This is a genomic window from Gemmatimonadota bacterium, assembly GCA_030747075.1.
GTDB lineage: Bacteria > ARS69 > ARS69 > ARS69 > ARS69 > ARS69.
Map to the genome: position 1 here is coordinate 1 of JASLLL010000049.1, position 10890 is coordinate 10890.

Below are 10890 nucleotides of genomic sequence, written 5' to 3' on the forward strand. Positions count from 1 at the left end.
TTCGACACGGCCAGGAACGAGCACATCCCCAGGAAGTAAGCGAGGAGGATGTTCTCCACGAAGATCGACTTGATGGCCAGGCTCAGATAATGCTCCATCCTAATGCTCCGTGTAGCCGTTGATGGTGCGCTGGATCCAGATGATGAGCCCCAGCAGAATGAACGCCCCCGCCGGGATGACCATGAGCCCCATGTTCTGGTAGCCGAGGTCGTAGAGAGCCTGCGGAACGACGCGCAGCCCGAAGACCGTGCCGCTCCCCAGAAGCTCCCGCCCGAACGCGACCGCCAGGAGAATGGCGCCGTAGCCGAGCGAGTTCCCCAGCCCGTCGAGGAAGGAGCGCCAGGGCGGATTCGCCATCGCGTAGGCTTCCGCGCGGCCCATCACGATGCAGTTCGTGATGATCAGTCCCACGAATACGGAAAGCGCGCGGGAGATGTCGTACATGTAGGCTTTGAGGATCTCGTTCACCACGATCACCAGACTGGCGATCACCGACAACTGCACGATGATCCGGATCTTCGACGGAATGTGGTTCCGCAGGAGACTGATGATGACATTCGACAGCGTCAGGACGAAGGTCACCGCCAGCGTCATGACGACGGCGGTCTGCATCTGGACCGTCACCGCCAGCGCCGAGCAGATGCCGAGCACCTGCACGGTGATGGGGTTGTTGTCCGAAAGCGGATCCGCAAGCGCCTTGCGCGACTTCTTGTTCATCGCGACGACTCCCCTGACGATGCGCGCAGTTCAGCAAAGTAGGGTTCGTACCGCATGAGCCCCGCCCGCACGAGATCCGTCACGCCGTTGCAGGTCATCGTGGCGCCGCTGATGCCGTCTACCCAGTGATCCAGTTCCGCGGAGTGCCGTTCCACGGCCGGCCCTTTCGCGACCGATACGGAGACCATCGTGCCGTCCGCATCGAGCACCTTCTTCCCCACCCAGCCTTCCTGGAAGTACGCCTTGTCGATCTCCCCGCCGAGGCCCGGGGTCTCTCCGTGCTGGTAGAAGGTGATCCCGCGCACGGTGTCGAGATCTGAATCCAGCGCGAAGTACCCGTAGCAGGTCGACCAGAGTCCCTTCCCTGAAATGGGGAAGGTGTACGCGGAGACCGCGCCGTCGTCGATGCGCTGGAAGACCGGGAAGAGGCCCGTATCCGTTCCGATGTCCCCGGGAGCGCGCCCCTGCGCGACATTCCCGTCGGCATCCACCACGAGTCCGCGAATGCGCTCCGCGTAGATCCCGTTCACTTCCTCGCGGGTGGCCGTCTCCGGCATGAGCCCGACCGACTTCAGGATGTTCTTTCGAATGTCGAGTTTCAGGTTGGCGTCCTGACGCGCACGCAATCCGTTGGCCGCCCCCGACACGAGGATGCTGCACCCCAGACAGACCATGGCCGCGAAGCGGAGAGTCCGGAAAGTCTCACGCACGGGTGAGCCTCCTTCGGATGTTCGCCTGCACGACGAAGTGATCCACCAGAGGCGCGAAGATGTTCATGAAGAGAATGGCCAGCATCATCCCTTCCGGATAGGCGGGATTGACGACACGCACGAGGATCGCGAGGAAACCCACCAGGAAACCGTAGATCCACTTCCCGGTGCCGGTGGCCGCCGCGGAGACCGGGTCGGTCGCCATGAAGACCGTGCCGAAGGCGAAGCCGCCCATCACCAGATGCCAGTGCGCGGGAAGCGCCATGACGCCGGACGAAGCGGGGCCGGCCACCGCGTTCATGAGAAGCCCCGCGCCGAGACCGCCCGCCACGCAGCCGACCATGATGCGCCACGAAGCGACCCCCGTAACCACGAGCACGAGCGCACCCAGCCCGATGGCGGCCGCGGATGTCTCTCCCATGCTGCCCGGCACGAGCCCGGTGAGGAGGCTGCGGAAGGAGTAGCCCGCGTCGCCGAGCGCGATGGCCACCGTCTCCGCCTTCGCGGCTGCCGCGACGGCCAGCGGGGTGGCCCCGGTGAAGGTGTCCACCAGCTGGTCTTTCGCGGGATTCACGGCCTTCCAGACCTTGTCGCCCGAGATGAACGCCGGATACGCGAAGAACACAAACGCGCGAGCAGTCAGCGCGGGGTTCAGGATGTTCATCCCCGTGCCGCCGAAGACCTCTTTCCCGATGACGACGCCAAACGAGATCCCGACCGCCACCATCCACAACGGCAGAGTCGGCGGGCAGGTCAGCGGAAAGAGAATGCCGGTGACAAGGAAGCCTTCGTTGATCTCGTGCCTGCGCACCACCGCGAAGAGCACTTCCCAGAAGCCTCCGGCCGCGTACGACACCAGAACAATGGGAAGCATCTTCCACGCGCCGAGAACCAGACAATCCCACAAGCCGGTCGTCTGCCCGAGCGCGGAGAGCGCCTGGAACCCGACATTGTAGGCCCCGACCACCATGGCCGGAAGCACGGCCACGACGACCATCGACATGAGGCGCTTGATGTCCATGGCGTCCCGGACATGCACGCGCCCGCGCGTCGTCTTTCCCTGAACGAAGAGAAAGGACTCCGCCGCCTCAAACACGGGATAGAGCTTCGCGAAGCGCCCCCCCTGTTCGAAGTGGGGTCGCATGGCGTCGATTCGCCCGTAAAGTCCGCGTCCGGAACCCATTCTTACCCTTCCCTCATGCACTCTTCGATGGCCTGTCCGAGAATCCGACCGAACTCGATCTTCGACGGACAGACGAAGGTGCAAAGCCCGCACTCCGCGCAATCCAGCAGGCCGAGTTTCATCGTTTCTTCCACATCTTCCGCCAGTACGCTCTTCATCAGTTGCGCGGGGTAAAGGCCCGTGGCGCAGACATCTTCGTGAACACCGGTCATGACATGCGCCCGAACGCCTCCGCCCAGGTTGGTGTTGATGGAACCCGGTCCCGACCGGACCAGCGCCGACGCGTACGCCCGGAAGCGGCTCACTTTCGAGAAGCCGGGCTTCATCCACCCCGCGAACTCTGGTTCCGTCCCCTCGGGAATGACGCAGAGCGTGGCGTCGTGGAAGCCGACGGCGGCGCCCGGCGTCACCTCGGACCCGCTGAGAAGCGTGCCGCTCACCGTACGGAATCCGTGAGCCGTGGAGTCCGTGCCGGTGAGGAGCGTCGCGGGAACACCCCGGCGCGTTCGGTAATGGACGCGATTCTCCGCCCCTTCCCCGCCGACCGCGATCACGCGCGTCACCGGATACCGACCGCTGCGCAGGCACTCCCCGACGGCGGCAACATCCTGCGCGTCCAGATACCACACGACCTGCCCGGGCTTGTGGGGAAGCGCGTGGTGAATCTGGACCTCGGCCTGCCCGGAAGGGTGCGGCCCGTCGAATGTGTGCGTGGAGACCGCCGCAAGGTTGGCCAGCGCGGAACCCGAGGCGCGCGTCCTGCTGTGCAGCCCCACATGAACCTGCCCCGAGGTGAGCTTGCGAAGAACGCCGAGACCCAGCCGGAAGTCCTCTTCCCGGTCCACCAGCGCCAGGTTGGGATCGTGCGGGAGAGGCGATGTATCCGACGCCGAGACGAAGATTCCGGCCGGGTCCACGGCCGGATCCGGAATGTTCGAAAACGGCCGCTGCCGGAACACCGGCCAGAGCCCCGCGCCAAGGAGGCGATCCACAATCTGTTCCCGGGTCAACGATTCCATCTGCGCGGGCGTGGCGCCCGGCCCCTCCGCAAAGGGTTCCTCCGCATCCAGCTTCACCACGATCTCCAGAAGGAGGCGCCGCTTCCCCCGGCGAATCTCCACGACCTCTCCCCCGCCGGGAGACCCAAAGACGATCTCCGGGCGCTCCTTGTCGGCAAAGAGCGGGGTGCCGGCAGAGACCCGGTCTCCTTCGTGGACGAGAAGGCGTGGCTTCACACCGCGGAAATCCCCGGGGCGAAGCGCCACGGTGCGCGCGGGGGGCGCGGCCACGAGCTTCCTGGAGGCCGCTCCCGGGACGGGGATGTCATACCCCCGGGAAATCTTGAAGCTGGACATGCCGACCCTCGCGCCGGTTGCTCGGAAATCTGTCGCCTGACAAGCCTGACAAAGATGTCCGGAGTGCCGCTGAGCGTCAAGGAGTGTTCGCCTGAGGGCGGGGTGAGTCCCGCTGAGGACCGGGGCTAGATCAGGTTTCCCTCGATCACATAGAAGGAGGGCCGCCCCGAGGAATCGAACGCCACTTCGATTCGCACGAGTTCCAGCACCGGCAGGAAGATCCGCAGCCCCAGCCCCGCGCCCGCTTTGACCTGCGCGTGCCCGAATCCGGGGGAATCGTCCCAGGCGGTCCCGGCATCGGCAAAGACCTCGCCGTCGATCCGCAGGTCGAAGTTGGAGAGGCTCGACGGCAGGAACGGCATGGGCAGGATGAAGCGCCGCAACCCCATCAGCGGGAAGCGCATCTCCAGCGACATGCGCGCGACATTTTTCCCCGTAAGCACGCCGTCCGGCTGGCCGCGAATGGACGACGGCCCGCCGGCCGTGAGCAGGCGATACTCGGGAACCTCCCCCGTGGTGAGCGTGGCGGTGGCTCGGGTCGCCAGCAGGAGATCCTGCCTCACATGGTGGAAGCCCCGCGCATCGAAGCTCGTGCGGAGGTAGCTTGGTTCGCCGGTATTGAGGCCGCGCGTCACCTCCGACCGGCTGGAGAGGACCCCGCCGCGCGAGGGGTCAATCCGCACATTCCGGGTGTCGCGGAAGACGCCGAGCAGAAGCGCCGGACTGGTCTCATGGACCTCGCCCGACGGCGAACCGGCGTCCCTGGAGATGAAGTCGAGCCGGAGCCCGCCCGTCAGTCCCTGCCGGACGCCCCGGTAGTCTCCGAGAAATCGAACCGTCGAGATGCCGCCCTGCGTGAGCGCGATCCCGTCGTGGTCGTCCTCGTCGGGTCGGCTGTCCCGCGCGTACACGGTGAGGCCCTGCTTCACCGTGCCGATCCACGGCGTCGACCAGGACGCCACCGCGCTGTGCCCGCCCCCCGGGCGCACGATGCCGCGCGCACGAAAACGCCGGTTCATCCCGCCGAGATTCCTCAGGCGCACATCGAAGCCCGGCGTGACTTCCCCTTCTTCCTGCGAATAGCTGACCGTGGGCGTGGCGAACCATGTCGGCCGCTCCGAGACGCAGACAGCCACCAGCACACCTTCGCCGGACGCCACCGCGTCCACCTCCAGATGCGCGAAGATCGCGAGGTCGGCGAGCCGCTCCCAGTCGCGCCAGAGCTCCCTGGACGAGAAGGGCCGTCCCACCTGGAGACGCATCTCGCGCAGCAGCACGCGTTCCTTCGTGTGGGTATTCCCGAGCACCACGACCGAGACGACCTCCTTCCCCTCGAGGTGCGCATAGGGACGGTGGTGCAGCCGCTCAAACGCGCACGCGGGAGGCGGCGCGGAGAGGCACGCCGCCACGGCCGCGAAGAGCGTCGCAAGAAGAAGAGGCCTTCGGGAAAGGGTCACGCAGGCGCGTCCTTTCCGTCGTCTTCCTCTTCGCCGGACGGCGCTTCCGGAGCGATCGGTGGCGGGGGAACCGGAGGCGGCGGCGACGCGGGAGCGGACGGAGGCGGCGCGTACCCCGGCGCGGGAGGCGGCAGCGCCGCCGGAGAGCTCCCGAAGCGGGTCGACAGCAGCGCGCCGAAGCCGACGATGGCCGCGACCAGAACGACCACATTGCCCGCAAACTCCACCAGGCCCGGAATCGGTCCCAGCCACGGGAGGAGTCCGAGCAGGGACGACAGGATGCTGAATGCGTGAACGCCCAGAATCCCGACGAGAATCATGCGGTACGGCCCGCAGGCAGTGGCCAGGCCGTCCGCCGAGCGCAGGGCGCACAGGCGTCGGCCCGCGGCAAGCCACGCGCCGAGGCATCCGATGAACGCGACCACGGCCACGCCGATGGCCAGCGCCGGAAGCAACAGGATTCCGACAATGCTGATGAGAAGCAAGAGGGCGGCGCCCCCCACGGCGATCGGCGATGCGAGCGAACCCAGGAACCCGATGAGGAAGCTGCGTCCCGGTTCCTCATCGATGCGACGGCTCATGACTTCGACGCGTCGGCCCGCCACCGCGTAGAACGCGGCCGCGAAGAGGACGAGGACGGCCATCCACACGAGGCTTTGCAGGGGACCCGCGAACGAAGGCGTCTCGTAGCGCCCCATCGGAAGGAGTCCGTCTCCGGAGAAGAGATGCCCGAGGCCGACATTGATGGAGATGCGTTCTCCGCAGAGAGACGCGTCGTTATCGACCTGGACGCGCCCTCCGACGGACACCGCGTCTCCCTCCACGACCGCCCCGTCCCACAGGTGAACGCCGCCGCCGACCGCCACCACATCCCCGGTGACCGTTCCATAGACATCCACGCGGCCGCCGACCGCCACGACATCTCCCTGCACGGCTTCTTCCGCACGAACGCGAACGCTCCCGCCCACGGCCACACGATCGTCGTTCGAGACGCGGATGCGCCCATGAGCGCGGAAGGGACCTTCGACATCCGCGTCCGCGGGGTCGTCCTCTTCGAGATCGGCGGCGTCGTCAATCTGCCGGTCGAGATCCTCCAGATCCTCCGGCGCGATGAAACCGCTTCCGTCGAGAGAGATGTGGACGCCATCGGAGTCGACTTCGATCTCCGTGACGACGCGGAGGGAATCCGGCTCCGCATCCGCGAAGAGCGGGAGACACGCGAAGAGCGCGAGGAACGCGGCGGCAATCACCGGGACGCGCTTATACGAGAAGACCCGCATGAGTCCCCCCTTTCCGTTGGATGGTGGCGGCGGACCGCCTCATGCGTACGGCGGCCAGAACAAAGAGCGCCGACGCGGTGAGCAGAACGGGCAGCGCATCGGCTACGGCGGATCGCATGGCGTGGCGCGCGACGGGCGCGACGGGTTCCATGCAGTGGAAGAGGCGGCCTGCTTCGGAGAAGGCCGATGACGAAGCGAAAAGCGCGGCCTTGAGAACCGTGACCCCGCGCGCGAGAAGAACGGCCCCGGTGGCGAACGCTTCCGGGACGGCGGCGGGAACGGCGGAACGCCCGGCAAGAACCAGCGCAAGGACGGCGGCGGCCCCTCCGAATGCGAGCGCGTACTCCAGCACGGGCGAAAGGCGCGGAAGGAAGGCGCGGCGAGGCGGGGTCCGCCGTGCGGCGGCGAGGATGGCGTCGTGGAGGCCCGCGGGGAGGGGTTCGTCCAGCGGGGTGCCCAGGAAGCGCAGGAACGCCTCTTCGCGGCGGCTCGCGGCGGCCCAGCCTTCGTCCGACTCGACCAGACGGCGAAGGCGCTCCGATTCCGGCGCACCGAGCAGCCCCTCCACGGAATCCTGGAGAAGGGCGGGGTCGGGGGTCGGGTTGTGTCGAGTCATGGCAGGCTCCCCGGGTTCTTCATGGCTCTACGGGAGAATCCGCCGGGGGGTTGCGTCGTCAGACCCGTCACGGGCGAACGCGGCAAGACCCCGAAGCGGACGGCGGCCGCCATCATAGGGCAGAGAGCGGGTTTGAGCGACAGGCAGGGCACCGGATTCTCTCCTCAGGCGAACTCGTTCAGTCCGTAGCGTCGCACGAGCGTCTTTCGCAGCGCTTCCCGCCCACGGTGGATCCGCGCCTTCACGGTGCCGAGCGGGGCGCCGAGCACGAGGGCGATCTCGTCGTAGGAGAGGTCTCGCTGGTGGCGCAGCTCCAGCACGAGACGCTGCGCCTCCGGAAGCTCGGCCATGGCGGCGGCCAGCATGCGCGCGCGGTCGGCTTGCTCCGCGTCGGCGGCCGGGTTGCAGGAGTCGTCCGGGATCTCGCGCGGCGCCTCCTCCCCGTCGCCGAATCGAACCGGCGCGTCCAGCGACACGGTCTGGAGGCGGCGGCGACGAATGTGGTCGATGCAGAGGTTCGTCGCCACCCGGTACAGCCAGCTGGTGAAAGGATAGCGCGGGTCGTACTTCGGAAGGGACCGGTGCACCTTCACGAAGAGGTCCTGCGTGAGGTCTCGGGCGGTTTCCCGGTCGCGGACCATGCGAAGCATCAGGTTGAAGATCCCCCGCTCGTGGGCGCGGACGAGACCATCGAACGCACCGGATTCCCCGGCGAGCGTCCGGCGGACGAGGTCCCGATCGGCGGCGGGGTCGGACACTTGCGGAACCTCCTTAGCCGATGAAGTACGGCCGGCGCGTCCACCGGGTTGCCCGCCGTGGGGGACGGCGGCGCTGCCGTGAGCAGAGGGGGCAGCCTACCGCAAACCGGACGAACGCTCCCGAACTTCCGCTGGAGATTCCCGGAGGTCTGGGCGACACTGCGCGAGGGACCCGTCGAGAAACCCGGGGGAGACCGTGAGCGCGCGCGACGCGGCCATCGCCCCCCCCTTGCGCCTGGGAGAACGCCATGTCCACCCTGATCGTCGATATTCACGGCCGCGAAATCCTGGATTCGCGGGGGAATCCCACTCTGGAAGTGGAGGTCGCGCTGCAGTCGGGAGCCGTCGGGCGCGCGGGCGTGCCGAGCGGCGCATCCACCGGAGAACACGAGGCGGTGGAGCTTCGCGACGGGGACTGTGGGCGGTACGGCGGGAAGGGCGTCCTCAAGGCCGTGGAGAATGTGAACGAGCGCATCGCGACGGAGGTGGTCGGACTGGACGCGGTGGATCAGGTGTATCTGGACGAACTGCTGATCGCGCTCGACGGGACGCCGAACAAGAGCGACCTCGGCGCGAACGCAATCCTGGGCGTGAGCATGGCGACGGCGAAGGCGGCGGCGGAGACGATGGAGATGCCGCTCTTCCGGTACCTCGGCGGGTTCGACGCGCGAACGCTGCCCGTGCCGATGATGAACATCATCAACGGCGGAAGCCACGCGGACAACAATGTGGACCTGCAGGAGTTCATGATCGTGCCGGCGGGCGCGGAGACCTTCTCCGAGGCGCTCAGAATGGGCGCGGAGATCTTCCACGCACTGAAGAAGGTGCTGGCCGAAAAGGGGCTGAACACGGCGGTCGGCGACGAGGGCGGTTTCGCGCCGAACCTCGGGTCGAACGCGGAGGCGCTGGATGTGATCCTCTCCGCCTGCGCGAACGCCGGGTACGAACCGGGCGAGAAGGTGTGGATCGCGCTGGACGCGGCGGCGTCGGAGTTCTTCCACGACGGGAAGTATGTGCTGGAGGCGGAAGCGGAGAAGGAGCGGAGCGCGGCGGACATGATCTCGTACTACGAGGAACTCGTCGGGCGATACCCGATTCTCTCCATCGAGGACGGGCTGGACGAGAACGACTGGGACGGCTGGAAGGCGCTGACGGAGCGGCTCGGCGAGCGCGTGCAGCTGGTGGGCGACGACCTGTTCGTGACGAACACGCAGTTCCTTGCCCGGGGGATTCGTGAGAAGTGCGCGAACTCGATCCTGGTGAAGGTGAACCAGATCGGGACGCTGACGGAGACTTTCGCGGCGATGGATCTGGCGAAGCGGAACGGGTATACGGCGGTCGTGAGCCACCGGAGCGGCGAGACCGAGGACGCGACGATCGCGGATGTGGTGGTGGCGGCGAACGCCGGGCAGATCAAGACGGGGAGCCTGTCGAGGAGCGACCGGCTGGCGAAGTACAACCAGCTTCTGCGAATCGAGGAGGAGCTGGGGGACGACGCGCAGTTCCCGGGGAGGGACGCGCTCCGGCGGTAGAGGGCGCGGCCGGTGGTGCGGGGTGCGGCCGGTGGTGCGGGGCGCGGCCGGTGGTGCGGGGCGCGGCCGGTGGTGCGGGGCGCGGCCGGTGGTGCGGGGTGCGGCCGGTGGTGCGGGGTGCGGCCGGTGGTGGCCGCGGGGATGAGGACGGCGACGGGGAGGTGAGGCGATGGGTGGCGGACCGTGGGGCGGCGAGAGGCCGAAGGCACCGAAGGCAGGCGCGGGACGGGAGGCGCTGGGACGCTCGGCGCGGGCGAGACGCGCACGACGGGCGAAGGCGCGCGGAGGCGGAGAGACGCGAAGGTCGGCGGCGGCCGCCAGGCGCGGGCTGCGGCGGGAACGCGGGCGGCGTGGCGCGGGGCGGATGGCGGCCCTCCTGCGGCCGGTGGTGGGTGTGGCGGCGGGGACCGCGGCGAAGCTGGCCGGATACGCGCGGGTATCACCACAGGGATTCCTGGGGCGGCAGCGGCTGCGGTGGGTGGTGCTGGCGCTCGGGGGCGTGTGGGTGGTGTGGACCTTCTTCCTGAGCAGCGGGAGCCTCCCGCGGCTGTGGTCCGTCCGCGGGGAAAACCGAGCGCTGAACGCGGAGATCCATGCGATGGAGGCGCGTGCTGACGGACTCCGCGCGGAGGTGGCCGGGCTCGCGGCGGCAGGCGGCGAGGACTGGCGGGAGGTCGCGGGGGTCGCGGGCGACGCGGCGGGCGCGGCGGACGACGCGGCGGCGAAGGTGCGGCCACCGACCGAGCAGGAAGCGCGGGAAGCGCTGGAGCGCGTCGCGCGGGACGAGCATGCGATGGTCGGGCGCGGGGAGACGCTCGTTCGCTTCTACACGGAAAAGGCGGACGGGGAGCGTTAGGCCGGTCCGGGCGCGGGGGGATGCGGCCGGGGGAGGCCGCGGCGGTGCGCGGGTGGTGGGGCCGGTGGAGGCCGCGGCGGTGCGCGGGTGGTGGGGAGAGCGGCGGGGGATGCGGGAAGCGGCAGGCGACCGCGATGGACGCCGATTCGTCGCTTGACGGGTGTGGAGCCGTCCCGTAGATTCCTGCGTCACATTGCGGGGTGGAGCAGTCCGGTAGCTCGTTGGGCTCATAACCCAAAGGTCGCAGGTTCAAATCCTGCCCCCGCTACCAAGCTTTGGAGGGCCCGTAACTCTTTTGAGTTGCGGGCCTTTTCGCGGTTTGGGACGGCGTTCCCAAGAGGCGCGAAATCGGCCGTCTCCACTATGTCTCCAGTAGCTGGTCGGAGCACGCTCGCCCTGATCGCCGGTCCGCGGCGCTGTCTGGTC

The 10890-nt window shown here is 68.1% G+C and carries 11 protein-coding genes and 1 tRNA gene; 3 read left to right on the forward strand and 9 right to left on the reverse strand.

Features of this window, described 5'->3' with window-relative positions; all coding sequences use genetic code 11:
* From QF819_10825 to QF819_10865, 9 genes are all read right to left on the reverse strand, one after another.
* A partial coding sequence (locus tag QF819_10825) for an Rnf-Nqr domain containing protein (GenBank protein MDP6803643.1) occupies nucleotides 1-98 on the reverse strand: 98 nt, incomplete at its 3' end.
* A gap of 1 nt (nucleotide 99) precedes the next feature.
* On the reverse strand, nucleotides 100-717 hold the full coding sequence (locus QF819_10830; protein MDP6803644.1) for an NADH:ubiquinone reductase (Na(+)-transporting) subunit D: 618 nt from the start codon (nucleotides 715-717) through the stop codon (nucleotides 100-102).
* Complete coding sequence (gene nqrC, locus QF819_10835; protein MDP6803645.1) at nucleotides 714-1427, reverse strand: NADH:ubiquinone reductase (Na(+)-transporting) subunit C; 714 nt, start codon at nucleotides 1425-1427, stop codon at nucleotides 714-716. The genes QF819_10830 and nqrC overlap by 4 nt, the downstream gene beginning before the upstream one ends.
* Nucleotides 1420-2610 (reverse strand): NADH:ubiquinone reductase (Na(+)-transporting) subunit B, encoded by a 1191-nt coding sequence (locus QF819_10840; protein MDP6803646.1) that lies wholly within the window; start codon nucleotides 2608-2610, stop codon nucleotides 1420-1422. The genes nqrC and QF819_10840 overlap by 8 nt, the downstream gene beginning before the upstream one ends.
* A gap of 2 nt (nucleotides 2611-2612) precedes the next feature.
* On the reverse strand, nucleotides 2613-3965 hold the full coding sequence (nqrA, locus tag QF819_10845) for an NADH:ubiquinone reductase (Na(+)-transporting) subunit A (GenBank protein ID MDP6803647.1): 1353 nt from the start codon (nucleotides 3963-3965) through the stop codon (nucleotides 2613-2615).
* Between the two features lie 125 nt (nucleotides 3966-4090).
* Nucleotides 4091-5422 (reverse strand): BamA/TamA family outer membrane protein, encoded by a 1332-nt coding sequence (locus tag QF819_10850; GenBank protein ID MDP6803648.1) that lies wholly within the window; start codon nucleotides 5420-5422, stop codon nucleotides 4091-4093.
* Nucleotides 5419-6702, reverse strand: a complete 1284-nt coding sequence (locus QF819_10855; GenBank protein ID MDP6803649.1) for a hypothetical protein — start codon at nucleotides 6700-6702, stop codon at nucleotides 5419-5421. Before QF819_10855 ends, QF819_10850 begins: the two co-directional genes overlap by 4 nt.
* Nucleotides 6683-7318: a hypothetical protein gene (locus tag QF819_10860; protein ID MDP6803650.1), complete on the reverse strand. Its 636-nt coding sequence runs from the start codon at nucleotides 7316-7318 to the stop codon at nucleotides 6683-6685. Before QF819_10860 ends, QF819_10855 begins: the two co-directional genes overlap by 20 nt.
* Before the next feature lie 164 nt (nucleotides 7319-7482).
* Nucleotides 7483-8076 (reverse strand): sigma-70 family RNA polymerase sigma factor, encoded by a 594-nt coding sequence (locus QF819_10865; GenBank protein MDP6803651.1) that lies wholly within the window; start codon nucleotides 8074-8076, stop codon nucleotides 7483-7485.
* Nucleotides 8077-8324: 248 nt separating this feature from the next.
* Here QF819_10865 and eno point away from each other — a divergent pair, with 248 nt between their 5' ends.
* The 3 genes from eno to QF819_10880 all read left to right on the forward strand — a co-directional run bounded on the left by eno (nucleotide 8325) and on the right by QF819_10880 (nucleotide 10735).
* The gene (gene eno / locus QF819_10870; GenBank protein MDP6803652.1) at nucleotides 8325-9608 is read left to right on the forward strand and encodes a phosphopyruvate hydratase; all 1284 of its coding nucleotides are present in this window, start codon (nucleotides 8325-8327) and stop codon (nucleotides 9606-9608) included.
* 169 nt (nucleotides 9609-9777) lie between these two features.
* Complete coding sequence (locus QF819_10875) at nucleotides 9778-10464, forward strand: hypothetical protein (protein ID MDP6803653.1); 687 nt, start codon at nucleotides 9778-9780, stop codon at nucleotides 10462-10464.
* A gap of 194 nt (nucleotides 10465-10658) precedes the next feature.
* A tRNA-Met gene (locus QF819_10880) sits at nucleotides 10659-10735 on the forward strand.
* Nucleotides 10736-10890: the final 155 nt, after the last annotated feature.